The sequence below is a fragment of the Owariibacterium komagatae genome, from assembly GCF_045865535.1.
Taxonomy (GTDB): domain Bacteria; phylum Bacillota; class Clostridia; order Oscillospirales; family Ruminococcaceae; genus Ruthenibacterium; species Ruthenibacterium komagatae.
The window spans coordinates 2,805,129-2,830,346 of sequence record NZ_AP031406.1; the positions used below are offsets into that span (position 1 = coordinate 2,805,129).

Annotated in this window: 26 protein-coding genes and 1 tRNA gene; 11 read left to right on the forward strand and 16 right to left on the reverse strand. The window is 54.9% G+C overall.

From position 1 onward, the window contains the following. Position 1 precedes the first annotated feature (1 nt). From ACKTS9_RS14010 to ACKTS9_RS14055, 10 genes are all read right to left on the reverse strand, one after another. Positions 2-1,039 (reverse strand): hypothetical protein, encoded by a 1,038-nt coding sequence (locus tag ACKTS9_RS14010; RefSeq protein WP_407881536.1) that lies wholly within the window; start codon positions 1,037-1,039, stop codon positions 2-4. Further along, complete coding sequence (locus ACKTS9_RS14015) at positions 1,039-2,208, reverse strand: antirestriction protein ArdA (RefSeq protein ID WP_407882134.1); 1,170 nt, start codon at positions 2,206-2,208, stop codon at positions 1,039-1,041. The genes ACKTS9_RS14010 and ACKTS9_RS14015 overlap by 1 nt, the downstream gene beginning before the upstream one ends. Before the next feature lies 1 nt (position 2,209). Further along, positions 2,210-3,199: a DUF4314 domain-containing protein gene (locus tag ACKTS9_RS14020; RefSeq protein WP_407881538.1), complete on the reverse strand. Its 990-nt coding sequence runs from the start codon at positions 3,197-3,199 to the stop codon at positions 2,210-2,212. Further along, entirely contained in the window at positions 3,196-4,497 is a 1,302-nt protein-coding gene (locus ACKTS9_RS14025; protein WP_407881541.1) for a hypothetical protein, read from the reverse strand. The genes ACKTS9_RS14020 and ACKTS9_RS14025 overlap by 4 nt, the downstream gene beginning before the upstream one ends. A 181-nt stretch (positions 4,498-4,678) precedes the next feature. Next, complete coding sequence (locus tag ACKTS9_RS14030) at positions 4,679-5,416, reverse strand: hypothetical protein (protein ID WP_407881544.1); 738 nt, start codon at positions 5,414-5,416, stop codon at positions 4,679-4,681. Further along, positions 5,416-6,537: a DUF6329 domain-containing protein gene (locus ACKTS9_RS14035; protein WP_407881546.1), complete on the reverse strand. Its 1,122-nt coding sequence runs from the start codon at positions 6,535-6,537 to the stop codon at positions 5,416-5,418. Before ACKTS9_RS14035 ends, ACKTS9_RS14030 begins: the two co-directional genes overlap by 1 nt. Further along, a complete protein-coding gene (locus ACKTS9_RS14040) occupies positions 6,534-7,733 on the reverse strand; it encodes an antirestriction protein ArdA (protein WP_407881548.1) in 1,200 nt (399 codons plus the stop codon). The genes ACKTS9_RS14035 and ACKTS9_RS14040 overlap by 4 nt, the downstream gene beginning before the upstream one ends. Before the next feature lie 14 nt (positions 7,734-7,747). Further along, positions 7,748-8,428: a hypothetical protein gene (locus tag ACKTS9_RS14045; RefSeq protein ID WP_270441237.1), complete on the reverse strand. Its 681-nt coding sequence runs from the start codon at positions 8,426-8,428 to the stop codon at positions 7,748-7,750. Between the two features lie 71 nt (positions 8,429-8,499). Next, positions 8,500-9,174 carry a hypothetical protein gene (locus tag ACKTS9_RS14050; RefSeq protein WP_407881551.1) on the reverse strand — a complete coding sequence of 225 codons (675 nt, stop codon included), beginning with the start codon at positions 9,172-9,174 and terminating at the stop codon, positions 8,500-8,502. A gap of 340 nt (positions 9,175-9,514) precedes the next feature. Further along, a tRNA-Lys gene (locus ACKTS9_RS14055) sits at positions 9,515-9,590 on the reverse strand. 200 nt (positions 9,591-9,790) lie between these two features. Here ACKTS9_RS14055 and ACKTS9_RS14060 point away from each other — a divergent pair. After that, complete coding sequence (locus ACKTS9_RS14060) at positions 9,791-10,993, forward strand: DUF3048 domain-containing protein (protein ID WP_407881553.1); 1,203 nt, start codon at positions 9,791-9,793, stop codon at positions 10,991-10,993. A gap of 39 nt (positions 10,994-11,032) precedes the next feature. Then, positions 11,033-12,118, forward strand: a complete 1,086-nt coding sequence (locus tag ACKTS9_RS14065) for a DUF3048 domain-containing protein (RefSeq protein ID WP_407881555.1) — start codon at positions 11,033-11,035, stop codon at positions 12,116-12,118. Between the two features lie 75 nt (positions 12,119-12,193). On the opposite strand, the gene ACKTS9_RS14070 is transcribed toward ACKTS9_RS14065, so the two are convergent. Further along, positions 12,194-13,108: a LysR family transcriptional regulator gene (locus ACKTS9_RS14070; protein WP_407881557.1), complete on the reverse strand. Its 915-nt coding sequence runs from the start codon at positions 13,106-13,108 to the stop codon at positions 12,194-12,196. 102 nt (positions 13,109-13,210) lie between these two features. On the opposite strand from ACKTS9_RS14070, the gene ACKTS9_RS14075 reads away from it, so the two are divergent. From ACKTS9_RS14075 to ACKTS9_RS14085, 3 genes are read left to right on the forward strand one after another with little or no spacing between them, the layout of a single operon-like run. Continuing rightward, positions 13,211-13,777, forward strand: coding sequence for a chromate transporter (locus ACKTS9_RS14075; RefSeq protein WP_407881559.1), 567 nt, complete (start codon positions 13,211-13,213; stop codon positions 13,775-13,777). Then, complete coding sequence (locus ACKTS9_RS14080) at positions 13,777-14,340, forward strand: chromate transporter (protein WP_349215188.1); 564 nt, start codon at positions 13,777-13,779, stop codon at positions 14,338-14,340. The genes ACKTS9_RS14075 and ACKTS9_RS14080 overlap by 1 nt, the downstream gene beginning before the upstream one ends. A gap of 13 nt (positions 14,341-14,353) precedes the next feature. Further along, a complete protein-coding gene (locus ACKTS9_RS14085; protein WP_407881562.1) occupies positions 14,354-14,881 on the forward strand; it encodes a hypothetical protein in 528 nt (175 codons plus the stop codon). 17 nt (positions 14,882-14,898) lie between these two features. Here ACKTS9_RS14085 and ACKTS9_RS14090 read toward each other — a convergent pair whose 3' ends face one another. After that, positions 14,899-15,864, reverse strand: coding sequence for an IS30 family transposase (locus ACKTS9_RS14090; protein ID WP_407878926.1), 966 nt, complete (start codon positions 15,862-15,864; stop codon positions 14,899-14,901). A gap of 187 nt (positions 15,865-16,051) precedes the next feature. After that, entirely contained in the window at positions 16,052-17,854 is a 1,803-nt protein-coding gene (lepA, locus tag ACKTS9_RS14095) for a translation elongation factor 4 (protein ID WP_407881564.1), read from the reverse strand. Between the two features lie 213 nt (positions 17,855-18,067). Here lepA and ACKTS9_RS14100 point away from each other — a divergent pair, with 213 nt between their 5' ends. The 3 genes from ACKTS9_RS14100 (at position 18,068) to tnpA (ending at position 20,996) form a co-directional block, all read left to right on the forward strand. Further along, positions 18,068-19,165, forward strand: a complete 1,098-nt coding sequence (locus ACKTS9_RS14100; protein ID WP_349215191.1) for a 3D domain-containing protein — start codon at positions 18,068-18,070, stop codon at positions 19,163-19,165. Between the two features lie 88 nt (positions 19,166-19,253). After that, positions 19,254-20,351 (forward strand): glycerol dehydrogenase, encoded by a 1,098-nt coding sequence (locus ACKTS9_RS14105; RefSeq protein WP_349215192.1) that lies wholly within the window; start codon positions 19,254-19,256, stop codon positions 20,349-20,351. A 180-nt stretch (positions 20,352-20,531) separates the two neighbouring features. Beyond that, positions 20,532-20,996, forward strand: coding sequence for an IS200/IS605 family transposase (tnpA, locus tag ACKTS9_RS14110; RefSeq protein ID WP_349215395.1), 465 nt, complete (start codon positions 20,532-20,534; stop codon positions 20,994-20,996). A 109-nt stretch (positions 20,997-21,105) separates the two neighbouring features. Here tnpA and ACKTS9_RS14115 read toward each other — a convergent pair whose 3' ends face one another. From ACKTS9_RS14115 to ACKTS9_RS14125, 3 genes are read right to left on the reverse strand one after another with little or no spacing between them, the layout of a single operon-like run. Continuing rightward, positions 21,106-21,525: a hypothetical protein gene (locus ACKTS9_RS14115; protein WP_407881567.1), complete on the reverse strand. Its 420-nt coding sequence runs from the start codon at positions 21,523-21,525 to the stop codon at positions 21,106-21,108. 3 nt (positions 21,526-21,528) lie between these two features. After that, a complete protein-coding gene (locus tag ACKTS9_RS14120) occupies positions 21,529-22,284 on the reverse strand; it encodes a hypothetical protein (protein ID WP_407881569.1) in 756 nt (251 codons plus the stop codon). Further along, positions 22,281-22,631 (reverse strand): PadR family transcriptional regulator, encoded by a 351-nt coding sequence (locus ACKTS9_RS14125; protein ID WP_349215195.1) that lies wholly within the window; start codon positions 22,629-22,631, stop codon positions 22,281-22,283. The genes ACKTS9_RS14120 and ACKTS9_RS14125 overlap by 4 nt, the downstream gene beginning before the upstream one ends. 145 nt (positions 22,632-22,776) lie before the next feature. On the opposite strand from ACKTS9_RS14125, the gene ACKTS9_RS14130 reads away from it, so the two are divergent. From ACKTS9_RS14130 to ACKTS9_RS14140, 3 genes are read left to right on the forward strand one after another with little or no spacing between them, the layout of a single operon-like run. Then, positions 22,777-23,526: a DUF5058 family protein gene (locus ACKTS9_RS14130; RefSeq protein ID WP_407881572.1), complete on the forward strand. Its 750-nt coding sequence runs from the start codon at positions 22,777-22,779 to the stop codon at positions 23,524-23,526. 15 nt (positions 23,527-23,541) lie between these two features. After that, positions 23,542-24,219, forward strand: a complete 678-nt coding sequence (locus ACKTS9_RS14135) for a hypothetical protein (RefSeq protein WP_407881574.1) — start codon at positions 23,542-23,544, stop codon at positions 24,217-24,219. 36 nt (positions 24,220-24,255) lie between these two features. Next, positions 24,256-25,206: an L-lactate dehydrogenase gene (locus tag ACKTS9_RS14140; RefSeq protein ID WP_407881576.1), complete on the forward strand. Its 951-nt coding sequence runs from the start codon at positions 24,256-24,258 to the stop codon at positions 25,204-25,206. The last annotated feature ends 12 nt before the right edge of the window (positions 25,207-25,218 follow it).

Below are 25,218 nucleotides of genomic sequence, written 5' to 3' on the forward strand. Positions count from 1 at the left end.
TTCACATGGACATGGTCGGCTCCATCTCCGGCTGACTGTACTCAAAATTGAGTTCCGTGCCATTCCAGGATACAAACCCATGTTCTGCGGCGGACAAGCCCATGCGCTTCATTCTCTGATTGGCATAGCCCTCAGCGTCAAAGCAGGAGGCGAGCAGTTCGTCCTTGGGATAGATGCCATCCCGTTTTGCCAGCTCTTTTCCGTAATCGGCAAGATCCATGTCACGGGGCATGAAGTGGTAGCAGTGGAGGTTCTGCGCCAGATCCAAGGCGTAATCCAGGCGGCGGCAGTCCTCCAGTTCCATAACCGCCATAAATTTATCCGCCCATCTGGGTTCTCCCTGGCCCTGTTCGCTCCAGATGTAACCAAAGTCGATGGCATGGCGAACAAGTTCTGATGCCGAGCCATACTGGGAGAGGATGTCCTCCAGCTGCGGGAGGCAGCAGTCCACATCCACGGCAATGCACTCAGTTAGGGACTCCGCTTCCAGCTCATCCAGCGCCAGAAGCAGCTCGTCCGGATGGGCGACATCCATGTGCTCGCCGGTGTCCGGAAAGCCCACCCACACGCCGTCCATGTTGGTTCGGCTGGCCAGTTTGACCCGGATTGCAAAATCGCCTTTGTCGGGGTTCATCGAAGGGTCGCCGTCCAGAAATGGATCGATCAGAGAGGTGACCTTGATGAAATGTCCATCACAGAAAGTGTTCCCGCCCTTCTGGCGATATGCTGCGCCCACTTTCTCTGGGTCAAGAAACTCCCGCGCTTGATCGGAGGGACGTTGGATCTGCTCCATGATGAATTTGCCCAGTTGAACATCGTCCCCGGCGCCATAGAACAGCTCGTAGTGATCCAGCTGGCTCGCAATCAGCATCACATCGCAGGTCATCTGCGGGCACTCGATCTGCATCGCCCCACGGAACAGGAGGCTTTCTTTTACCGTCATGTTTTCAAACCGCCGTTCCAGCCAGTCGTGCTGGGATTTGGTCATTTCAAATCCGTCCAACAGGTCAAGAAGCTGTCTGGCTTGCGGACTCGCCATCACATCATCTCCATTCCGGCATTCTCTGCCTGCGTTTCTTCGCTGAGGATCGGTTCGCCATCTCTGCGCTGAACCAGCCCGTAGGGGGTCAGCAGAGCGTTATGTGCTGCCATGACATCCTGACCATAGTTGTAGAGGACGACGTGCTTCTGCAGAATGGACCGGGAATGCTCATCCACAATGAAGCGAAGTTCCTCTATGGCTACCTCCTCGGGGGTTCGCTGATCAGGCTCGAGCAGATAGTCATCCAGATTTTCCGCAATCTGGACAGCGGCAGCGATATCGTGACAATCTGCCGCAAGGATAACTGCCTTGAATTTGGAAAGTTCTCCTTGTGTGCTCAGCTCCTTGAAGCATTTAGCCAACTCGTTCAGTCCATGGATATCGTCGCAGGCCATGTTTTCCAGAAGCGCAGGCATCGCACTGTCCTCCACCCGGAAGACCATTTCCGACCAGGAGGCGCCTCCGCAAGCCTCCAGCACGGCATCCAGCCGCTCCTGCGTGGCTGGCAGATCCAGACACATCATGTTATCCGGCTGCTCATTGGAGTGGAAGGGATACCTGCCGACCGTCAGGCGGATGCCGTATTCCGGCGCTTCGGGAATCAAGGCCAGGCTGTCATATACCTGCTTCAGCTCGGTGTGCTGCGTGACATACCCGCCGCTTGCGAAAACGCCGCCCTCCTCAAACCTGGCTTTTCTTCCGAGCATCTCAAAGTCAAGATACTCGAAGATGGAATCCGGAACTTTTTCCAGGGCAGGGATGAAATCGTTCTCCGCATAGAACCTGCCGAGCTGCTCGTCCGTCGTGGCGTTGACCACATGACAGCAGTCTGCGCTGTAGGCCAGGTCGATCATGGTGGCAACGCTGATGGGGCCGTATTTTTTTGCCACCTCCATGTTAAACAACCCTTCGAACGCTGTTCTTTCTCTGCCGTTCATCTGTCCCAGGCAGGTTGCCAGCGCATTGAGCTGATAGAGATCGCATTCATGGTTCAGATGGACATGGAGGAACTGAAAGCCGTGGTGTTCAAGAAATTCCCACCTCGGTTTGTCGCCCAAGGACATCTGGAGCTTGTCCAGCGCATCCTGGAGACCATAGTAGCTGGCCGGAAGTTCCAGATCGCACCACCGATCCGTTTTTTCGCCGAACAGCTCCACACGGAACACTTCATTCAAGGGTCATCCCTCCCATCTGGGGCCTGTAGTCCTCCTCGTATTTGGCGGGATCAGCGCCGGGGACATCCCAGCCGCACATACTGCCCACCTCCATGGCCTGGCGCTGGATGGGGCTGACGCCAAGCTGTTCGTTCAGCTGATCAGCCAGCTCCACATTCTGTTCCTTGTCGCCGGTGTCCCAATCGGAGGGGTAATAGCCGGTCTCGCCCCGGCGGATACAGATGAGGTCACCGGTGGACTTGAGAGTGGAGAAGCACATCTCCGGTAACCCCTCCACCACTTTGGGTGCGAAGCGTTCCGCCTCGGTCTGGATGTCCCAATCGTCCTCCACGCTCCACAGATGGACATACAGCTCGTCATCGCCGGCGCAGATATCCCGCTGTTCAAAGCCTTCGCCCCAGCCGTCCGACGCCTGACCGGAGATGTACTCCTTCAGGGTAGTCAGTTCCTCCGGTGTGAGGGTACCGACCACACGGCACTCGGCAACGCCCCAGAGCTGACCGTTCCGATCCTCGACGGTGAACACGGCGGATTTGACCTTCTGGTTGACGCTGTCATCCTCGCCATACCAGTGCATGATGCCGCTCTCGGCTTCTTCCGGCATCCGGTTGTTGATCAGAGCTCTGAGGATCTCGCCTTCATAGACCCGCAACGACCTTCCGTCCAACTGAGTGCAGTCATCCTCCATCTCTCCATACTCGTTGCGGGTGTAGAGATCCGCTGTCAGGGGCATATACAGCTTCAGCGTGGTGGGCTCGGGCGGCAGGATAGAGAAGCTGTCCTCTCCGATGGTCAGCGCCAGGGTTCTGCCATGGTCCCACTTCATGTGGAACTGCCCGGCGTCGTCGATGTGGTCCAGAGTCCCCGTGCTGCCCGGCTCCAGCGGGGCATAGAGGTCTTTCATCTCCCTGAGCTTGATCCTCGAACCTGCGGGGAACTGTTCCCGCAGGAAGTTCAACCACTCTCTCGGAATTTCTCTCATGATAATCCTCCCATTGTCATGCCCTGCCGGGGCGCATTCTGCTCCAACTCCAATCGGAGCGTTTCTACTGCTGCTGCGACTTCCGGGTCGCACTTGAAGCTGTCCAGCTTCAAGTGGCCTGTGAAGAATTGCTGTTCCCCATCCAGAGAGCGTACCAGATCCACCGTGGCGATTCCGTCTTTGGTGACGCCAATCCGTTTCTCTGGACGGTCGCTGCCCAGATAGGTGTGGATGGCCTCCTCCAAGGTCAGATCCCGGAAGATATGTTCTCCAGAGGTGTTGCAGTCGGTGATCACGAACCAGGCGTAGGTATGGGGCAGAGTTGTATTGGCGGCGTCCTGCATGGCTTTGATACCCTTTTCCGTCAGGCCGTAATTACAGGCTCGCCTTGGGTTTTCCTCTCCGGCAAAGTCCAGCAGGATATCATCCGCCGCTTTTCGGATGTCCGGGTCATCGGTCAGGAGCTCGTAGCGGAAGCCGGTAGTGGACATATAGGGCAGCTCCTCCCGGATAGCCTGAAGGAATGCCGCGGAGTCCGTAAAGTCCGTCTGCTCACCGCTGGCATAGGTGACCCGGCCCACCGGCTTGTCCTGCTGAACCATCTGCTGCTGGCGAAGATCGTAGCAGTAGAGATAGCCCTGATAGTCCCCAGGGGAAGGGGTGCAGCGCAGGCAGTAGCGGTAATGCTCGGTTTCCACGATATAGCCGAAGCACCGGCCATCCTGCGTAATTCCGCCGCCGTTCCGATAGCAGTAGCTTCTCATCGAAGCCAGATCCTTGAGCGGCCCATCAGCCCGAAGCATATCCACGACTTCCTGAAGCTCACCCTTGAATTCCTCAGTGTTGAACTGGTCGTCGTTGTGAGGCCACCAGGTGTGGTAGAATCCTTTTCCGGAAGATCCGAAGTCCATCCGCACATGGCCGACCGTACCCAGCTTCTTGTCGGCAGCCTCCTCGAGTTCCGAATAAAAGAGGCCCGCTTCCTCGAGAGAAGCGGGCCTGATGTGAATCGGTGTATTTACTTTTACATTCTGCTTCATGGTATTCACCTCCGTATCCGTACAGGAGTGGTAAATTTGCCAATCAGGATGTCCCATCCTCCCCAGGGTTACTCGCTGGAATGCGATGGAGATGTCATCATCGTTGTAATATCCATGATGGAAATCCGATGCGTTGATGACATCTTCCTTAATATCTGCGGCAAATCTTTCATCAAGGCTGGAGAAATATGTCCCAAAAGTCTTGTGAAGATATGCTTTGATGTCACTCTCCAACTGTTCCGATAAAGAAATGGTCATTTGCTTCACCTCCTCATGCGGAACAATACCACAGGTCAGCGGAAATAGCTATGACCAAAAGGCGTCCTGCCGGAGAAGTGGAGATAGCCAGCGACAGCGGCTCCCAGTGCTGCCAGAGATGCTACTGTGATCATGATTTTCTTCTTCATTTACATTCCTCCCAATCATCGGATCATGTCGTTCAGGTCATTTGCATATCAAATCCCGGCTCCGGGGACTCCATGATCTGTTCCAAGTGCCGCGGGTCTACGATGACCTCGCTTTCATTCCTGCCTGTGAACAGAGCCAGGATGTGTTCCTTCCGAATCTGCGCTTCATACACCGTTCCCTCCTCACCGAAGCGGTGGGCGAACCAGTCTGCCGTTTTCCGATCCAGTGTCCAGGACAGCGCCCTGATATTTTTGGCGTTGTAGGGGGTAACGCCCCGATAGACCGTCACCGTATCCTCCAGCGCCTGGTGTGCGGCGCGCTCCTCCTCGTCCATCAGGGACTCCGGAGGGACGGATCGGAACAAGGCCACCAGTTCTCGTTTGCTCACATTGCAGTCCTGATTGGGGCATTCCTCCTGGGTCCAGGCGGTGGATAAGAGCTGTCCCAGATCCTTCTCCGAGAGAGCGGAGGCGGCAAATTTGATAAAAGTCAGATAATAGGGCGGGTTGAACAGCACGAAGATCTGATGCACATTTTTTGCGCTGTCGATCTGCTCCCCGACCATTTTGCGCCACCTTGTGCAGTCATCCGAATTGTTGATCAGGTCGACCATGGAGAGGCTCCCATCCTCATTCCGAAACGCGGAGATCCCGGAGTTTGTGAAGGGGTGGCTGACGATCACCGGGGAGAGGGCCGTTTCCTGGATCTGCACATCGAGGAGGGTGTGCGCCACCAGCTTTACGCGGAGCAGATCGGTTTCACGGGGCATCAGGAAAGGCCTCCCATCTCCATCGCCTGGGGTTCCTCAGCGAAGGGGCTACTGCATCGGCGGATCAGGCCGAACTCGGTTCGCCGGACTCCTTCCTCCGCCATAGTGTCCTCACCCAGCTTCTCGAAATCCATATACCCGTCGATGGTATCAATCAGCTCGTCATCAGCACCGATGCGCCGAAGGACTGCTTGCCCGTATTCGTAAGTGTCCTCCGGAATGCGCTCATAGTCGTCCAGATTCATGGCACAGCGGAGAGCCTCCTGCATAGTCCCCGGCTGCTCCACAGAAAGAACCGACAGATATTTCAGCAGTTCACCATCTTCACACTGCATCCCCTCAATGGCCCAAGCCAATTCGTTTGCATCTTCCACGCAGACCCCTGTAGTGGGAATGTGCTCGTCCATATAGGGAACGGAAAACGACACCTTGGTTACTGCTGCCTCTGCAAAACAATCGATTCCCAGTGTTCTTTTTACTCGCTCCAATTCTTCCTTCGTTGCCGGAAGGCAGATACTCACTTGCGCTTGGGAAGAGGAGAGGCCAAGCTGGATCTTCGATTTTTTCTCTCTGACAAGCTCATCATCCTGCTTGCGGAGCACATAGCCCGCATAGGTATAGGCGCCGCCATGCTCGGCATAGTATTCTGCGCCGATTTTTGCGAAGTCCAGATAGGGCCAGGCTGCTTCGGGGAATCTGGGGTCACCCTGAATCTGACCGGCAACAGCGACATAGCGGCCAAGCGTCACATCTGAATTGACATTGGGAATGAGGATGTAGTCCGACACCTGTTCCGCCACACGAATCATATCGTTCAGATCATTGATGCTGTTGCCATCCAAGGCGCCGGCATAGATATTTCGTTCGCGGGAGTCCATTTTGGCAATGATGCTTGCGAGCCGATTCAGTTGTGCAAGCTGCGTTCTGGAGTCAGGTTCAAACCCGCCGAGGTACGACGGCAGATTGGCGATCACACTTTTCATCTCAACGATCTTTGTTTTTCCTTCTCTGCTGGCCCCATCGAGCTGGCAGGAGGCTTCAGTGATGGCGCTCTGAGATGCGGGAAACCGGAGCGGGACAATGACAGAACTCCCGCTGCGGCTCATAAAGAGTTGGATCATGCCATTCCTCCCATCTGAACCTCCTGTTCCCGCTGGCACTGATCCACCGGGCCTTCCGCCATCAGTTCCTCCAGATCTACTGTGCCGACATAGGCGATATAGCCGCGGTCGGTAAACACGCCCGACTGATAGTCCATGTGCTGCAGGCCATACCGCTCGTAGTCATAAAACTCGTCCAGATTGGGGTCATACTCAAAATGGCCGGATTTCTGGATCATGTATTTCCCGTACTCTGCGGGGGTGTGCGCACCGGGGGCAAATTCAAACAGATCCATGTTTTCCGCCAGACGGCGGATCTGGCTGGCGTTTTCCGGCTTGGCCATGCTTACTGCTGCCCCCAGCTTCTTGCGGTCATGAATCGAAAACTTCTCCACAGCCAGCGCCAGCTCATTGAGTTCGTGGATGTTATCGCACCGGAAATCCAGTGCTACATCCACTTCCTCCGGAAATGAGCTGTCGGCTATCCAGAGACGCATATCCTTTGGCTCGGTAATGCCGGAACGCTGCATGGCACGCTCAATTTGTCCTTTGGATGCGGGAAGGTAGACCCAGGTGACATTCTTGCTATTCTCCGGTTCCCACCGGGAGGATATCCCGACAGCAGTCATATCGGCCTCATAGTGGTAGCAGGGCAGATGTTTTCCATCATAGAGCTGTGAAAGCTGCATGCCGTTGTCATAGACCACTCCGTAGCGGGTGATAGTCCCCTCATTGTCCTCAATCAACAGGACAGCGGTTTCCACTCCGTCCAGCTGTTCCAGTTCTTCCATGCTGGCACACCCGCCATGGATGTTCATGTAGTGATCACGGCCAACCTCTTTCAAATTTGTGAAGTCCGTGATCACCGTCGCCTGCTGGCAGCAGAAGGTCAGGTTGATGAGATCCTTCATGCTGGTGAGATTCAGCTTTTCAGCCATCGCCTGAAATTGCGAAAACTCGCCCACAGTAAAGCTGTCCAGCCGCTTTGCCAGATAGTCCAACTCATCAAGGTTGACCTTGGTGCATACCAGCCGATTCAGCACAGGCCAGGCACTGTCGAGCGAGTCCAAGCGGCAGTCGGCTTCAGAGGCATCGCCGATCTCCAGTGCCTCCAACAGCGCAACGCAGTGGTCGTATTGATTTCTGGGAATAGGAAGAGGAATCGTCGCAACACCGTATTCCGGGTGGTCGGCGTTGCTCAGAACTGCTTCCATCATCACATTGCATCACCTTACTTTCCTTCAAAATTCAAAATCGCATCTCCGTACTTGGCCAGAAGCAGAGCGCAGACAATCAGGTGGAACGCCTCATCTGTGACCAATTCGGGGGATGCGAGATCGGCAAGAGTAATATTGTGGCTGCCGGTGGAGATGGCTTTGGCTGCCTGGTAAACACTGTACAGTTCCGGCTGGATGCCGGAAAGCTGGACGGACTGGAAGTCAAATCCGCGGGCATCAAACTTCCAGATCATCCTGCGCCAGATATCCTCATACGCCGTGAGGAGAAACAGCGCGGCCAGATTACGGCCTGACATTCGATAGCAGCGCGCACGCCAGTGCTGCCAACGCTCCCGATGACTATCTCTCAGGAAAAATCCAATGGAGCAGCCATTGAAACTCCTCTCTAAGCGGGCCTGAAGCTGCACTCCCGCTTCAGGGAAGAAGCAATCCCTGACAAACTCGTTGAGGTCAATCGCACCGGCCACGATCCGTTCATCCAGACAGACACACTGCTCCAAAGGGCAGGGATGATTGCGTCTGAAGTTCATGCAGTATGGGCACTCCATGTCATCTCTGCTATATTGGAAACCGGGATAGTATCGGCCATGGCCTCTGGGCTTAAAATAGGGCGGGGTCATCATCTGCTGTTCCATCTGGCACAGCGGTGTATCCCGCATGAAGTAGCGTGTCATTAGTGGTGTGCTCCTTTCAGTAAAGCAAAAAAGCGCCGGAGTCTTATTTCTAAAACTCCGGCGCTTGAATATTACATGATCGGTTCTTGGTTATAGGGTTCCATGAGGTGCTGCTCCTGCTCCCTTATGCGATCCAGAGCATCGGGAGCTGCAATGGCAATCTGCTCCTGAATGCCCCGGATGCACTTTTCCTGCTCGGCAGTCAAATCAAAACCAGCGTCTAAGGTGTCAGAGCAGCACCGGTAGATTTCGATAAGCTGCTCCTGATTGAAGATCTGCTGTTTGGAAATGAGGCCGGCGCGGATGGCGAAGTCCTGTTTGGCATCTGCATAGTTTTCCTGAAAGTAATTGCCCTGATTGAGACCTGTGCGGTCGAAGCTCCAGTCCCATGTGACGAATTGGACGCCAAGCCGGGTGGGATGGGCAGCCAGCACGGCTCCATTGAAGTCAGCCAGCAGGCGGTAGTCACCGGTCAGGCTTTGGGCTTGCAGGGGCGGGGCCTGTTCCAGCAGTGTCATGTACTCCCGCACGGTGCAGGCCAGATCGGTGGCTCGCTCACAGGCTCGTTCCCGTTCCGGCGTCGCTACATCCTCCTGCCAGTAGCGAACGCCTCCGTCCGCCGTGATCCGGCAGAGTGGGAGACCATCCCACCCCACAGGAAGCAATTCGTCCTGCTCCGGCTGCGGAGTGAATCCCTCACGGTGGAGAGCTGTGCGAAGCTCCTGAAAAAATTGTTCTCGGTTCATTTACTACCTCCTGATATTTAGTGCCCTTTTTGAATTTGTCTGAAAGCAAAAAGGGCGCCAACCTATTGGTCCATCACGACCAACAAATTGACGCCCCAAACTTTGTGCATTCTATTGGCAGAAAAATAGCGCCCTTTTTGAAAACTGATGCTTCAAAAAGGGCGCTACATAGTTTCTGGTGTTGCCAACCTTCGAGAAGAGGGGGTTCGAATCCCACCAGTTAGGGGGAAACAGCGGTTGGCATCTATGGAATCATCCGTGAATTTTCGAGCTGAAAAAGCCCGGAAACGGTTGATGCCACTGGCTTTTCGCCAGTGGCATCTATACCGTTTTGATTTTATGGTGAGCCACCGGAGATTCGAACTCCGGACACCCTGCTTAAAAGGCAGGTGCTCTGCCGACTGAGCTAGTGGCTCATCTCTTGAGTGCTTGACTATTATATCAAACGATTTTGGCAATGTCAACCCATTTTTTCATTTATTTCAGGAAGATTTTTCACGTCAGGCAGAATACTTTACAAAATGACGTGAATTCGGTATAGTATATAAGAGTTATTGCACCTTTATGGCCAGGCATGGCCGGGTGAATTCTACATTTTAATATTAGGAGATGCGCCATGAAAAAAGTTTTGTCCCTTCTTTTGGCCCTGACCATGGCGGCGGGCCTTCTGGTTTCCTGCGGCGGCAAGGATGAAGCCTCGTCGTCTGAGCCGGCTGCAGCGCCGGCCTCTTCCAGTGAGCCGGAAGAACCGCCCTACAACCCCAATCCGCTGACCGGTCTTGAAAATGACGGCAGTTATACCGAAGGCGAGCGTTTGACTGCGATTATGATCAACAACATCGCCAACAACGGTGCGAACAACGCCCGGCCTCAGTGGGGCATTTCGAATGCCGATATTTTGGTGGAAATCAAGGTGGAAGGCGGCATTACACGTTTTATGGGGCTCTTTTCCGATTACAAGAGTCTGCCGCAGGTGGGCCCGGTTCGTTCGGCCCGCGATCAGTTCTTCCAGCTGATTCTGCCGTGGGAAATGTTGTATGTGCACATTGGCGAGTCCACTGTGCAGAGTGAGTACAAAACCATTTGGGAATATGAAGACCGGGACCTGAACCTGGATACCACCAATTTCCCCCGCGATCAGGCACGTTTGGCGACCGGCGTAAATGTGGAGCATGCGGCGTATACCAACGGCGAGATCCTCAGCGAGCTGGTGGAAGAGCGCGATTACAATATGGACCGCACCTACAACAGCTGCTTCTTTGATTTTGTCAACTACAACGAGCCGAACCGCGTTTTGAACGGTGACGACGCGGTAAAGATCGATATTGTTCACTCCACCAACTATCGTACTTATTTTGATTACGATGCTTCGACCAACCGTTATATGATGAGCCAGTACAGCGCATATACCGGCTCCATCAATCCCACGGTGGACGCCAACAACGATGAGCAGCTTGGCTTTGAAAACGTGATCGTTCTGTTTACGGACATTCACCGCCATCCCAACTATGTGAATGACAGCTATGACATTCAGCAGGTAGAGTACGGCGACGGCGGCGTGGGCTATTACTTCAACGGCGGAAAGGCGGAGTACATTCGCTGGATGAAGGGCTCTCCCAACCAGGCGCTGCGCATTGTGGACAGCGAAGGCAACGAGCAGTCTGTGAAAATCAACCCGGGCAAAACCTATTTGGGCATCGTCAGCACCGGAGATGACACGGCCGGTCAGTTCGGTTATTATCCCTCTGAGTCGGCGTCTTCCACCAGTGTGCCTGAAGCGGACAGCACTGCCACGGACTATGTGGATACCGATCAATAAAGACAGCCGGACGTTTCTCCGGCAAAGGAGTTGAATGAGATGAAGCGTTTTTGGGCCCTGTTCCTGACGGCGGCGATGGCGCTTTCGCTGGCAGCTTGCGGGGAAGAACAGGCAAGTTCTTTTAGCACTGCTGTAAACAGCGGTATTTCTCAGCCGGAGACGGAAGCGCCTGATTACAACCTGCTCACAGGTGAAGCGCTGGCCGAAGGGGTGGCGCCGGGTCAGCGGCCCGTAGCCATTATGGTAAACAATGCCCAGACGGCAATGCCGCAGCGCGGCATCGGCTCTGCGGACGCCATTTTTGAAATGGTCACAGAAGGCGGTATTACCAGAATGATGGCGCTGTACTCCAATGCGGCCACGATCCCGCAGGTGGGGCCGGTCCGTTCAGCCCGGGACCAGCATCTGCAGTTTGCTCTTCCGCTGAACGCGATTTTCGTTCACATCGGCAGCAGCGTGTACGCGCAGAATCTGATCAATGAGTATCAGTATCAGGACATTGACGGGTTGTATTTGGGAACCACTTGTTTCTGGTTTGATTCCGAGCGGGCCAAGACGTATCTGCAGGAGCATTGCTGGTATACGGATGCTTCTTTGATCGCCGCTGGCATTGCATCCCAGCAGATCGCGACGTCAGGGGCAGCTGTGCCGCTGTTCTGCTTTGCAGAAAAAGAAGTGAGTCTGACAGAGCTGGACGCTCCGGACATTGCGTTCCAGTTTTCGGCCAACGGTCCGGTACGGCTGGTATACGATGCCAATACAAAGACCTATTTGAAACAGGCTTATGGTGCCCCCCAGGTGGACGAGCTGACAGGGGCTCAGCTGAGCTTTAACAATGTGATCATTTTGTTTGCGGATGTGAGCTTGAAGCCGGACGGACAGTGCACGGATTTTCAGCTGACAGGCGGAACGGGTTATTATTGTTATGGCGGCAAAGCGGAAGCCATCACATGGAGCAAGGGAAAAGCGGACAGCGCTTTGAAACTGCACCGTGCAGACGGCAGTGAGCTGGAAGTGAACCGCGGAAAGAGTTACATCGCCGTGGTCGGAAGCGATCAGGTTGGCACGCTGACCTTGAACGCATCTGCTCCTGCACCTGCCGAGAGTACTTCTGCTCAGGCATAAAAGTGAAAGCGCCGGAGAATTCCGGCGCTTTTTTAGTGGAAAACAGGCGCGGTAAAACCGCGCCTGTTTTTTGTTTCAGTAAAGGCCATTGTAGCGGGGAAGGGGGAAGTCCATCTCATAGTTTCGGCAAAGTTCAATGAAGTCCTGCATCAGCGGTGTGAGCAATTTGTCCCGATGATAGACAATGCGAAATCTGCGGGAAAAGCAAAGACCTTCCACCTGAATCGTGGTAATCAGCCCGCGTTCCAGCGGGCCCACCACCATGCGATAGGGGAGAACGGCAATTCCCAGACCGGCGATCGCGGCATTGACCAGCGCGGTTGTACTGGACGCTTCCCAAAGGGGTTCTGCAGAGAGCCCTGCCGCATTCATGACTCGTTCAAACTCTTCGCGGGTATCGCTGCCCCGCTCACGAAGAAGAAGCGGCTGGCGGCAAAATTCTTCCGCGCTTAAAGATTGCTTTTGGCTCAAAGGAGAGTCGACGGCGGCAATGGCCACCAGCCGATCGTCCATGTATTCCTCTGTGTGAAGGCAGGAAAGATGCGGCGCTCCTTCCAGCAGGGCGAGATCCAGCCGGTTGGCCAGAAGGTCACTTTCCAGTCCCTCGGAAGGCTTTACCTGCGCTTTTACCGTCACAGCAGGATGCGCGGCAGAAAAAGCCTGAATGTAAGACGGAAGAAATTGCGCTCCGATGGTAATGCTGGCTCCCACGCGCAGCACACCGGCGCTGTCCCAGTTTCGCAGTTCTTTTTCCATGTCGTCAAACAAACCGGTGATGGAGTGCGCATAACGCAGAAACTGCTCACCCGCTTGTGTCAGCACCAAACGCCGTCCGATGCGGTCAAACAGGGGCGTTCCGTAATATTGTTCCATCTCCCGGATGGCCAGGCTTACTGCAGGCTGTGTCATGTGAAGTGATTCAGCGGCTTTGGTGGTATTGCAGCCGCATGCGCAAAGAGCGGCAAAAATTTTGATGTGTCGAATCGTCATAATAACTCCTATATAAGTAAAACGGTATTGTTTTTATTTAATAATATTATTTTTAATATGAAAAAACAAGCCTTATAATGGAGACGCAGGGAGGGAGAAGCGTTGAAAGAAAAAAAGAAATATTGGACCTTGTTTTTGTCGGTCATGCAGCTGAGTGCGTTTACCTTTGGCGGCGGTTTTGTGATCATTCCCTTGATGCGGAAAAAGGTTGTGGAAAAGCTGCACTGGCTGGATGAACAGGAAATGCTGGATTTAACGGCAATCGCACAGTCTTCGCCGGGAGCTATCGCAGTGAATGCTTCCATTCTGGTGGGGTATCGCGTGGCGGGGGTGCCCGGAGCGCTGTTGACTGTGGCAGGCACTATTCTGCCGCCGCTGGTGATCATTGCGGTCATTTCCATGTTTTATACTGCTTTCCGCGACAATGTGTTTGTGGGGATGGCCATGAACGGAATGCTGGCCGCGGTGGCTGCTGTTATTTGCGATGTGGTTTTGAGCATGGGCCGCACGGTCCTGCAGGACCGCAAGCTGCTTTACGCCGGACTGATGGCAGGCTGTTTTCTGGCATCGGAATGGTTTCAGGTGAATATTTTGCTGCTTTTGGTGGTATGCGGTGCAGCGGGTGCGGCAGATGTCCTGCACGAACGGCGGAAGGAGCGGTTGGCATAATGGTGTACATACAGCTTCTGTGGAGCTTTTTTCAAATCGGATTATTCAGCATCGGCGGCGGCTACGCGGCGATGCCGTTGATTCAGCACCAGGTGGTGGAGCTTCATCAATGGCTGACTATGAATCAATTTGCGGATATTATGACCATTGCGGAAATGACGCCGGGGCCGATTGCCATCAATTCCGCAACGTTTGTCGGAATGCAGATTGCGGGAATTTCCGGTGCAATTGTGGCTACGCTGGGATGTGTGCTTCCTTCCTGCGTGATCGTGACGGCTCTGGCGTGGTTTTACAGCCGCTGGCGGGAACTCCCGGTGATGCAGGGAATCCTGAAAGGAGTGCGTCCGGCGGTGGTGGCAATGATTGCGTCGGCCGGGCTGTCGTTGCTGCTTTTGTCTTTTTACGGGCAGAGCGCCTGGCCGGAAAGCTGGGGCTCTGTCAACGGGATTTCCGTGTGTCTCTTTGCGGCGGCATTGCTGGCTCTTCGCCGCTGGAAAGTCAATCCGATCGGCGTGATGCTGAGCGCAGGAGCCGCCGGGGTGATCTTGTACAGTGTATTCTGAGGAGGGGAAAACCATGGATTATAAGCTGAAGGCAGGTACGCTTTATGCGGCAGGGGAAAATGCGCCGCTGGCCAGCATTCGGACAGTGTTCGGAGAAAGCACAAACAATATTTTTGGCCCGGCCGGAGAGCTGGTCGCCCACACAGAAGTGCGGGTACGCGGCGATTTGAACGGGCAGGAACAGGGCGTGGAGAAAAAAGAGTACGTTTTGTATGACCGGGATCAGTCGGAATGCGCAGTGGCGCGCCCGGCTTACTGCGAAGAAGATGCCCCGAATGTGGCGGGCTGGCCGGTGTGCCGCACACCGCGGGCTGATCATGCGCGGTTTTGTATGGCGGGCAGGGATTGTGTAATGCAGATGCATGATGAAAGACATTACAGCCTGCAAACGTCGGAAGGCCTTTTGGTGGAGATGACGCATCGGGGCGTTTTAGGCGGCTGGGATCTGCGGGTGAGTACTGGGTTTTCCGCCGTACTGCTCTGCGGGCTGTTTGCTTTTTGCAGATATTTGGAAAGAGAAAACGAATTTCCCACGGTATAGATGAGTGAATTGTCAAACTAAGTGCAACAGGAATTGAGTTCAAAGTCCCATAATTCCCGGGCAGAATGGAAGTTAAGAACTTTGCGAGGCCTGGCGTTCAACAACGCCAGGTTTCGTTTTAATGTGGCGGGAGCAACGCGGGAAAGATTTCTGCCCTTGGGATAAAACTCCCGGAGCAGACCGTTCAGATTCTCGTTTGTGCCTTTCTGCCAGGCACAATACGGGTCGGCAAAATAGACCTCGCAATGCAATCGTTCTTCAATACGGCGCCAGTTGGCAAACTCTGTGCCCCGGTCGCAGGTAATGGTTTTGACTAGCTGCGGTGGAAAGACGGACAGGGCAGCGACAACGGCGTTTTCCATGGTCTCAGCTCTCCGGTCCGGCATCTTCACGGCAATGTAAAACCGGGTCTTTCGCTCCGCCAGGGTGGCAAAGCAGGCTTTGCTTTTGCCCTGGCCACTCACTACGGTGTCCGCTTCCCAGTGTCCGGCTTCCTGGCGGCTGTACACCGATTTGTCCCGCTTGCGGATGGATTTTCCCTTGCTGTACTTTCCCCGCGTTTCCTTGACTCCATGGCTCTTTCCCTTGCGGCGCAGTACCTTCAGATTGCCATTTACCAGGTATTTCTCATAGATCCACCGGTAGATGGTACTCCAGCTGGGCATCTTTCGTTCACAAGGGGTACAGGCGATCTGCTCCGGCGACCACGTCGCACGCAGCTTTTCCTCTATGTAGTCGATCACTTCTTGGGAATGGAACATCCCGCGGTGGCAGTAGGAGCGCCGCAGCAGGTACTTCTTCTGCGCCGTGTGGGGGTAGTAGGTCGGAATGTCATACATATGGGTGCAGTTTCGCCGTATCTCCCGCGACACCGTGCTCACGTTTCTCCCAATCAGCCGGGCAATCTCCCGGTAACTCAGACCATCCACATAATATTTCCGTATACAACTGCGCTCTTCTATGGTAAGATGATGGTAGTTCATACAGTTCCCTCCGGTGGTTTGGTGGTGTGGTAACTTCATTCTACCACAGGGGGCTGTATGAACTCCTTTTTATTTCCCTAAAGTGTTGCACTTGATAGTATAATTCACCAGATGCAGAAAAAGGGCGGCATCCATTGGATGCCGCCCTTTTTGGAACGAATGAATTTCAGAAAGCGCGCTCTCCGTTTTACTCGTCCAGTTTAAGCACTGCGGTAAAGGCTTCGCTGGGAACGGAAACTGTGCCCAGCTGCCGCATTTTTTTCTTGCCCTCTTTTTGTTTCTCCAACAGTTTTTTCTTGCGGGTGATGTCGCCGCCATAGCACTTGGCCAGCACGTCTTTGCGCATGGCCTTCACGGTTTCGCGGGCGATGATCTTTCCGCCGATCGCTGCCTGAATGGGGATTTCGAACATCTGGCGGGGAATGTTTTCCTTCAGTTTTTCCGCCAGACGGCGGCCCTTGGCATAGGCGGTGTCCGCATGCACGATCATGGACAATGCGTCCACCATATCGCCGTTGAGCAAAATATCCAGCTTGACCAGTTTTGACTCCTGGAATCCTTTCATCTCATAGTCGTAGCTGGCATATCCGCGGCTGCGGCTTTTAATGGCGTCAAAAAAGTCGTACACGATTTCGCCCAGAGGAAGTTCATAATGAAGATCCACGCGGGTAGCGTCCAGATATTTCATATCGCGCATAACGCCGCGGCGGTTCTGGCACAGCTCCATCAGGCTGCCGGTGTATTCCGTAGGAGTATAGATGTGCGCGTCCACAAAGGGCTCTTCGGCTTTGGCGATTTTCGCCGGGTCCGGATAGTTGGTGGGGTTGTCAATGAGCAGCACCGTTCCGTCGGTCAGTGTGATCCGGTATTCTACGCTGGGGGCGGTGGTGATCAGATCCAGATCGAATTCCCGTTCCAGACGCTCAATGATGATTTCCAGATGCAGCAGGCCCAAAAAGCCGCAGCGGAATCCAAAGCCAAGCGCCACGGAGGTCTCTGCGTCAAAGGAGAGGGAAGCATCGTTGAGCTGCAGCTTTTCCAGCGCGTCTTTCAAATCGGGATACTTGGCACCGTCCGCCGGATAAATACCGCAGAACACCATGGGGGTCACCTTGCGGTAGCCGGGAAGGGGCTGAGCCGTGGGGTTCTGTTTCAGCGTAACGGTGTCGCCCACGCGGGTATCCGCCAGTGTTTTGATGGATGCGGTGAAATAGCCTACTTCGCCCGCTTTCAGCTGGCCGCAGGGTGCCAGGGCGGTGGCGCCCATATGGCCCACTTCTACCAGAGAGAACTCTGCCCCCGTCTGCATCAGGCGAACGGTATCGCCCACTTTCATGGTTCCGTCAAACACACGCAGATAGACGATCACACCTTTGTAGGGGTCGTACACAGCATCAAAAATCAACGCTTTGAGAGGTGCGCTTTCATCGCCCTTGGGGGCGGGAATGTCCGTGATGACGCGCTCCAGTACATCTGTGATACCGATGCCCATTTTGGCCGAAACCCGCGGTGCATCCAGACAGGGAAGACCGATCACGTCTTCCACTTCCTGCGCCACACGGTCCGGCTCGGCGCTGGGCAGATCGATCTTGTTCAAAATCGGTACCAGTTCCAGGTCGTGTTCCAGCGCCAGATACGTGTTGGCCAGCGTCTGCGCCTCTACGCCCTGGCTGGCGTCCACTACCAGAACGGCGCCTTCACAGGCGGCCAGACTGCGGCTGACTTCATAGTTAAAGTCCACGTGGCCCGGCGTGTCGATCAGGTTGAACTCATACTGCTCGCCGTTTTTGGCGGTGTACTGAAGGGTTACCGCGCGCGCTTTGATGGTGATGCCGCGCTCCCGCTCCAGGTCCATATCATCCAGAATCTGTGCCTCCATCTGGCGTTCATCCACTGCACGGGTGCTCTCCAGAATTCGGTCGGCAAGAGTGGATTTGCCGTGGTCAATGTGGGCAATGATGCAAAAATTGCGAATGTGCTTGCTGTCCAAAGGTGTTCCTCCATTGCTGCAAAACTCGATTTTATTAGTATAACACACTCTTTAAGGGTTTTACAATCTGCTGTATCCGACTTTTTTGTAAACAAATAACAAAACAATACAAATAGTATAAAAATTTGGCGGATTTGTTTCTGTTTTCTTGACGGGAAAAGTGTTGTTTGCTAGAATCACTTTTGTATGTGACGAAATGGATACATTAGAGGAGTGGTCAAAACGACAAAACGCACAGAACACATACGCAGGTCCGTACGGCGAACCGGCCCGAAGCTGCTGGCGATCGGATTGACGGTTTGCGCCACGGCGCTGGTGTGCGGCGTGCTTTCCCGATGTGTGAAAACCGTGACGGTCACCGATGACGCAGGCGGGCAATATACACTGATGACTGCGGTTACAGACCCCGCGGAACTGGTGGAGCTGGCGGATTTGTCTCTGGAAGAAAACGACAGCGCGTTTTACAGCACCCATACCAGCGGGCAGGCGCGCCTGGATGTTCGCCGGGCCTTCCCTTTGGAAATTCTGGCGGACGGGCAGGAGTATGTGGTGGAAGTGAGCAGCGGCAGCGTGGCACAGGCTTTGGAAAAAGCCGGCGTGGAGATGGATGCCGCCGATTTTACCGAACCGGCGCTGGATACTCTGGTGGAGCGGGAGATGGAGCCGGTCACAGTGCACCGCGTGGATTATGAGGACGTGGTCACGGAAGAGCCGGTGCCGTTTGAAACGGAGTACGTGGAACAGGTGGACGATCCGGATGGAAAGTATGTTCATGAGATTTTGCAGTCGGAAGGCGTGGAAGGCGTCCAGCAGGTGACGCGCCGCAGTACTTATATCGATGGCGTATACCAGGATACACAGGTGATCGATACGCAGGTTCTTCAGGAGCCGGTCAACGAGGTTTATGTAAAGCTGACGACCAATGTGGTCAGTCCGTTGGAAGCGCCGGAGGGATTCACCGTGCAGGACGGTGTTCCCGTGGATGCGCAGGGCAACGCCATGGAGCCCACGTACACCATGAAGGCGACGGGCTATTCTGCTTCCGCCGGAAAGGGCGCCAGCGGGTTGGGTCTGTTCTATGGCTCTTTCGCGGTGGATCCAACGCTGATCCCCTACGGGACCAAGGTGTATATTGTTTCCACGGACGGTTCTTTTGTGTACGGATGGGCCATTGCCACGGACACAGGCGCGTTCATTCATTCCAACCGGATGCAGGTCGATTTGTTCTATGAAACTTATGAAGAGTCGGCCGCCAACGGTGTGAAAGAAGTTTACGTATACGTTCCGCCGCAGGATGAACCGGCGGAATAAAAACGGGCGGTCCCTTCCGGGGGACCGCTTGTTTTTGTTTGAAAAGGCGTTATAATGAAGAAAAAAGCACCGAAAGGAGTTTTTACCGATGGCAAATATTATTGGAAGCCCTTCCCGCTATGTGCAGGGCAAGGGAGAACTGGGAAATTTGTGCACACATGCCGAGCGTTTGGGCAAGGCATTCTTTGTGCTGGTGAGCGGTTCCGGCAAAAAGCGCGTGGAGGCTCAGCTGACGCACAGCGCGCAGCAGGCCGGCGCCAAACTGGCTTATGAGATTTTCAACGGCGAATGCTGCCAAAGCGAGATCGACCGCGTACTGGCCGCATTCAAAGCATCCGGCTGCGACGTGGTGGTCGGTATCGGCGGCGGAAAAATTCACGATACCGCCAAAGCGGTGGCACATTACGCGGATGTGCCGGTGGTGATCGTGCCCACCATTGCCTCTACCGACGCACCCTGCAGTGCGCTGAGCGTGATTTATACGGATGAAGGCGTGTTTGACCGTTATCTGTTCCTGCCGGCCAACCCCAATCTGGTGCTGGTGGATACCGATGTGGTCAGCGCCGCGCCGGCCCGCCTGCTGGTTTCCGGTATGGGCGATGCTTTGGCCACCTACTTCGAGGCGCGTGCCTGCCAGGCATCCGGTGCCACAAACTGCGTGGGCGGCAAAGTGACGCTGGCGGCAATGCAGCTGGCGCGCCTGTGCTACGAGACGCTGCTGGCGGACGGCCTGAAAGCCAAACTGGCTGTGCAGCGCAAAGCCTGCACAAAGGCAGTGGAGAACATCATCGAGGCCAATACGTATTTGTCCGGCGTGGGCTTTGAGTCCGGCGGTCTGGCGGGCGCCCATGCGATCCACAATGGCCTGACCGCCATTCCCGAGACGCACAGCCTGTATCACGGCGAAAAAGTGGCGTTCGGCACGCTGGTGCAGCTGGTGCTGGAAAACGCCGACTTGGACGAGCTGGAGCAGGTCATGGACTTCTGCCTGGAAGTGGGCCTGCCCATTACGCTGGAAGATCTGGGCATCCGGGATGCCAGCGAGGAGCAGCTGATGGAAGTGGCCAAACTGGCCTGCGCGGAGAACGACACGCTGCACAACATGCCGTTCCCCGTCACTCCGGAAACCGTGTACGCGGCCATTCTGGGGGCGGATCAGCTGGGACGCTATTACCGGGAAGTTTAAAAAAGAAAGGCATCGGCGCATGCGCCGATGCCTTTTTTGATTTTGTTTACCGAAAACCCCCGGCTGTGCCGGGGAGTTCTCAAAAAGCTTTAGCGTTGCATAGGAAATAAAAACTCCTTTTGATACAATAAAGATGCGGTCTGCCAACTGCACTAAAGTATCAAAAGGAGGACAAAAGGCATGACGCCTAATGACAAGAATAGTTTAGCACATACAACATGGAACTGCAAATATCACATAGTATTTGCGCCGAAGTATCGCAGAAAAATCTTTTACAAAGAAAACCGTGTGGAAATAGGGAAGATATTGAGAGAATTATGCAATTGGAAACAAGTGAAAATAGTAGAGGCGGAAGTGTGTCCGGATCATATCCACATGCTGGTGGAAATACCGCCTAAGATGAGTGTATCCAGTTTCGTAGGTTTTCTCAAGGGGAAAAGCAGTCTGATCATTTTCGAGAGACATTCCAATTTGAAGTACAAATATGGAAACAGGCAGTTTTGGTGCCGTGGATACTATGTCGATACAGCAGGTAAGAACGCAAAGAAGATTGCGGAGTATATCCAAAACCAACTCAAAGAAGATCAGATTGAGGATCAGATGACCCTTAAAGAATACATAGACCCGTTTACGGGTAGCAAGTAATATTCTTTCGCAGGTGGCAGACCGTACCAACGCCTTTAGGCGTGGCTAGTATTTTAGGGCTTTGCCCGCTTCTGAAGAACCACCAGCTTCGCTGGTGGGTTACTATTTTTCAGGCGGGCTGGCTGACCAGATAGACAAACCAGAATGTTTTTCCCTCGGTGTCCAGACCGCTTTGCTCCAATGCGTCCAGACTGCTTTGGTCCAGCGCCTTTACATGAAGCGTCACGATGTCGCCCTCCTGGGCGGGCGGATAGTCCATGTCATTGTAAAAGGTGTACAATTCATCTTCGGTCGCGTCCGCACTCAACAGCAGGTAGGCGGCGGTCATTTTTCCGGCGTCTGTTTTGGAGCGGTCGGCCTCCTGCTGAACCTGTTCCGCACCTTCGGGAAGCGCATGGGTGAACAGAGGTTCGGCAAAGGCATCGGCTACCTTTTTGTCTCCCAGAGCAGGCAGCAAAAAGGCCACCCAGATCACTGCCAAACTGGCAAAGATAATGCCGAGATAAAGAAATCCACGTTTTCGGTCCATTGATTAAAGCTCCTTTTCCTCTTGTTTTTTTCGAAGAATAGCGACGATGAGGCTGCCGGCGGATAACCAGAAGGCAGGCGTCAGCAGAGAAGTGCCAAACGATGCCAGCAGGTCGGGGAGCGCTGCGTCCACCATGCCGAGAACGACCAGTTCGGCCGCCAACCGGATGAAAAACAGCGCGAATGCCGCACATGCGAGCCGAAGCGCACCACGCCAGCACAGAGGGCTGCGCGCCAGAAAATAGCAGGCGATGAGAGCACAGGCCAGAGAGGCCGGCGCATACAGCAGCGCGCCCAGAAGCGAGGGGAAGGCGCTGGTCACAAAAATAGCCGTGGGCCCGTCCGCCCCGCCGATGACGCCCACGTCGGCAGAGGAGCCGGCGAAGAACTGAGACGGGACGATTCCCTGCATGAGAGATACGCCGGCCAGTGTACCCTGCTCGTAACTGATTTTGACAATGACACCGATGACCAATAAAACCAGCAGCACCAGGAATAAAAACCGCCAGCGGCTGGGTTTGTCGGAGACGCCCATGGCGGCATTAAAGCGTTCGGCCACCTGCCGGGGCGTGCCCATGTCCTTCATGATCGCTTCATAACTCTCGCCGGATTCATGCCGCGCGATAATGCTGGTGGAGATATCGCTCATCACGCGCGCTTTCTCCTTCAGCGGAAGACGAAGATGCCATTCGATCGAGTTTACATACCGCTTGATGGGCGGCAAAAACTGCACTTTGCGGCCGTCCGTTTGCTCGGTCATTGCTCTGTTTCCCCCTTCGGTGCAAATTGATCCACACATGCACAAAATTCTTTCCAAAGTGAACGGTAGCCGTCCAAGGCGGCCCGGCCCGCATCGGTCACCTCGTACATCTTTTTGGGGGCAGCACGCCCACCGGCCTGCTGCCAGCGGGACGCGATCAGCCCATCGTCTTCCAGCCGGTACAAAATGGGGTACAGAGTGCCCTCCTTCACCTTGAAAAAACCATGGCTTGTTTTGTCCATGCGCGTCAGCAGCTCATACCCGTAAGTCGGCCCCTGGCACACAAGCTGCAAAACAAGCATCTCCAGAACACCCTTTTTCAGTTGTCGTTCCAGGCGGCTTTCCATGGAAATGCTCCTTTGATTTATCAAATATTTAGTATTGCTAAATACAAATTACCACGTTGCGGAAAAAATGTCAACAGCAGTGTGAAAAAATATGTTATACTGGACCCAAATAGCATTCGGCAGATCGCCGTGGGGAGGAAGAAAAATGGAATTGATGGAGCGGCTCAACTCCGTGCCCATGTTCCTGATCGCGGGGGCGGTCATTGTCATGGTCATGGTGTTGTGCGTAATTTTTATGGTCAAAAGCTACCGGGCGGGCATCGCCATGGGAATGGAGAAAGAAAAGCTGCGGAACGCCATTACCTCCAGCGCAACATTCACACTGCTGCCCAGCGTGTCCATCCTGCTGGGGGTCATTGCGTTGGCGGGCAGCCTGGGCATTCCGCTGCCCTGGATGCGCCTTTCGGTGGTGGGCGCCCTGCATTATGAAGGCAACGTGGCCGACATTGCGGCACGTGCCGCGGGCATGCCCGGTGGTCTGGGCACGGCGGAACTGACGGCGTCCACATTTGTGACCATCGGTTTTGTGATGGCGGCCGGCATCATCCTGGGTTGTGTGCTGTGCGTGCTGTTTTTGAAACCTTACCTGAACCGGGTGCGGCGTCCCAAAAAGGCGAGTGCCGAAACACAGCCGTCCCAGAAACAGGGGCTGGGGGACGTTTTGTTCACAGCCATGTTTGTAGGGTTGGTCAGCACGTACATCGGCTCCTATGTGGGCACGCTGACCAGCACCGGCGACTGGATGCCGCTGGCAGTGGCGTTTGTGGCTGGCCTGTCCATTGCGGTGTTTGAGTACGTTTCCCGCAAGCGCAATATCACCTGGCTGGACAATTTCTCCATGGCGGGCAGCATGCTGATCGGTATGGCGGCAGCCATTGGGCTGGGCGCGCTGTAAAAGGAGGGAAGGACAATGAACGAGACGGAAAAACGCAGCTTTTACGAAAGCTATTCCAATTCCTGCCACTGGATCGGGCGGATCGGTCTGGCGGTGGGCATCGTTATGATGCTGGGCGCGCCGCTGGTGATGGGGCTGGTTCTGGGAACCGGACCGGACTGGGGCAGCGCCATTCCGGCTTTGCTGCAGGTGGCCGCGGTATACTGGGTCAGCAGCATTGCGGAATTTCTGGTGTACGCACCTCTGCTGGGAACAGCCAGCTACGTGGCCTTTATCACCGGCAATCTGGTCAATCTGAAACTTCCCTGTGCGGTCAATGCCCGGGAAATTTGCGGCACGCGGGTGGGCACACCGGAAAACGACATTGTGTCCACGCTGTCCGTGGCAACCAGCAGTCTGGTCACGGTCACCGTGCTGGCAGTGGGTGTTTTGTGCCTGGTGCCTTTGACGCCGGTTCTGCAGGCGCCTGCACTGCAGCCTGCTTTCAACAACGTGATTCCCGCATTGTTTGGTGCGCTGGCGTATAAGTACTTCTTCAAGAGCCTGCGGCTGACGGCGGTCCCGCTGGTTGTGATGTGCCTGCTGTTTGTACTGGTGCCTGCGCTGCTCAGCCAGGTGTCCATTCTCATCCTGCTGGGCGGCGGCATCGCGCTGGCGGTTGGATATTTTCTGTATCGGAAGGACAAACTGTAAACAAACCGTACCAAGTGCGGATAAGGAGGGAAATGCATGAAGAAAGATCGAAGAAAAGTAGTTCTGATCGGCTGTGGAATGGTGGGCATGAGCTATGCCTACGCGCTTTTAAACCAGTCGGCCTGCGACGAGCTGGTACTCATTGATGTGGACAAAAAGCGTGCGGTGGGTGAGGCCATGGACCTGAACCACGGGCTTGCTTTTTCCGGCAGCAACATGAAAATTTTTGCCGGTGATTATGAGGATTGCGGCGACGCGGACATTGTGGTGATCTGCGCGGGCGTGCCCCAGAAGCCCGGCGAGACGCGCCTGGATCTTCTGCGCCATAACGCACAGGTGTTTCAGAGCATCATCGACCCGGTGACAGAGAGCGGCTTCAACGGCATTTTCCTGGTGGCCACCAACCCGGTGGACGTGATGACGCGCATCACCTGTGTTCTGTCCGGTTTCAATCCCCGCCACGTGCTGGGCACGGGCACCGCGCTGGACACGGCCCGCCTGCGCTATCTGCTGGGCGATTATTTCAATGTGGACCCGCGGAACATGCACGCCTATGTCATGGGTGAGCACGGCGATTCCGAGTTCGTGCCCTGGAGCCAGGCCATGCTGGCCACAAAGCCGGTGCTGCAGCTGTGCGGCGAGTCCGACGGGCGCTATTGCGAGGAATCGCTGGCGCAGATCGCAGAAGAGGTGCGCACGGCGGCCTATAAGATCATCGAGGCCAAACGCGCCACCTACTACGGCATCGGTATGGCGCTGACCCGTATCACCCGGGCGATTTTCGGTGACGAGCACAGCGTGCTCACGGTGTCGGCCATGCTGCGGGGCGAATACGGGCAGAAAAATGTGTTTGTGGGCGTGCCCTGCATCGTGGATCGGAACGGCATCCGGCGAGTGCTGGAATTGAACCTGACCGACCGAGAGAGAGAGCAGTTCGCGGCCTCCTGCGATACGCTGCGGGAGAGCTTTGATGAATTGGGATTGTAAAAGGAGGGAACC

Excerpts from the sequence above, each read along its gene's own strand:
- ACKTS9_RS14010 (WP_407881536.1), bottom strand. The coding sequence starts at position 1,039 with ATGGCGAGTCCGCAAGCCAGACAGCTTCTTGACCTGTTGGACGGATTT.
- ACKTS9_RS14020 (WP_407881538.1), bottom strand. The coding sequence starts at position 3,199 with ATGAGAGAAATTCCGAGAGAGTGGTTGAACTTCCTGCGGGAACAGTTC.
- ACKTS9_RS14025 (WP_407881541.1), bottom strand. The coding sequence starts at position 4,497 with ATGACCATTTCTTTATCGGAACAGTTGGAGAGTGACATCAAAGCATAT.
- ACKTS9_RS14030 (WP_407881544.1), bottom strand. The coding sequence starts at position 5,416 with ATGCCCCGTGAAACCGATCTGCTCCGCGTAAAGCTGGTGGCGCACACC.
- ACKTS9_RS14035 (WP_407881546.1), bottom strand. The coding sequence starts at position 6,537 with ATGATCCAACTCTTTATGAGCCGCAGCGGGAGTTCTGTCATTGTCCCG.
- ACKTS9_RS14040 (WP_407881548.1), bottom strand. The coding sequence starts at position 7,733 with ATGATGGAAGCAGTTCTGAGCAACGCCGACCACCCGGAATACGGTGTT.
- ACKTS9_RS14045 (WP_270441237.1), bottom strand. The coding sequence starts at position 8,428 with ATGACACGCTACTTCATGCGGGATACACCGCTGTGCCAGATGGAACAG.
- ACKTS9_RS14050 (WP_407881551.1), bottom strand. The coding sequence starts at position 9,174 with ATGAACCGAGAACAATTTTTTCAGGAGCTTCGCACAGCTCTCCACCGT.
- ACKTS9_RS14060 (WP_407881553.1), top strand. The coding sequence starts at position 9,791 with ATGAAAAAAGTTTTGTCCCTTCTTTTGGCCCTGACCATGGCGGCGGGC.
- ACKTS9_RS14065 (WP_407881555.1), top strand. The coding sequence starts at position 11,033 with ATGAAGCGTTTTTGGGCCCTGTTCCTGACGGCGGCGATGGCGCTTTCG.
- ACKTS9_RS14070 (WP_407881557.1), bottom strand. The coding sequence starts at position 13,108 with ATGACGATTCGACACATCAAAATTTTTGCCGCTCTTTGCGCATGCGGC.
- ACKTS9_RS14080 (WP_349215188.1), top strand. The coding sequence starts at position 13,777 with ATGGTGTACATACAGCTTCTGTGGAGCTTTTTTCAAATCGGATTATTC.
- ACKTS9_RS14085 (WP_407881562.1), top strand. The coding sequence starts at position 14,354 with ATGGATTATAAGCTGAAGGCAGGTACGCTTTATGCGGCAGGGGAAAAT.
- ACKTS9_RS14090 (WP_407878926.1), bottom strand. The coding sequence starts at position 15,864 with ATGAACTACCATCATCTTACCATAGAAGAGCGCAGTTGTATACGGAAA.
- ACKTS9_RS14105 (WP_349215192.1), top strand. The coding sequence starts at position 19,254 with ATGGCAAATATTATTGGAAGCCCTTCCCGCTATGTGCAGGGCAAGGGA.
- tnpA (WP_349215395.1), top strand. The coding sequence starts at position 20,532 with ATGACGCCTAATGACAAGAATAGTTTAGCACATACAACATGGAACTGC.
- ACKTS9_RS14115 (WP_407881567.1), bottom strand. The coding sequence starts at position 21,525 with ATGGACCGAAAACGTGGATTTCTTTATCTCGGCATTATCTTTGCCAGT.
- ACKTS9_RS14120 (WP_407881569.1), bottom strand. The coding sequence starts at position 22,284 with ATGACCGAGCAAACGGACGGCCGCAAAGTGCAGTTTTTGCCGCCCATC.
- ACKTS9_RS14125 (WP_349215195.1), bottom strand. The coding sequence starts at position 22,631 with ATGGAAAGCCGCCTGGAACGACAACTGAAAAAGGGTGTTCTGGAGATG.
- ACKTS9_RS14130 (WP_407881572.1), top strand. The coding sequence starts at position 22,777 with ATGGAATTGATGGAGCGGCTCAACTCCGTGCCCATGTTCCTGATCGCG.
- ACKTS9_RS14135 (WP_407881574.1), top strand. The coding sequence starts at position 23,542 with ATGAACGAGACGGAAAAACGCAGCTTTTACGAAAGCTATTCCAATTCC.
- ACKTS9_RS14140 (WP_407881576.1), top strand. The coding sequence starts at position 24,256 with ATGAAGAAAGATCGAAGAAAAGTAGTTCTGATCGGCTGTGGAATGGTG.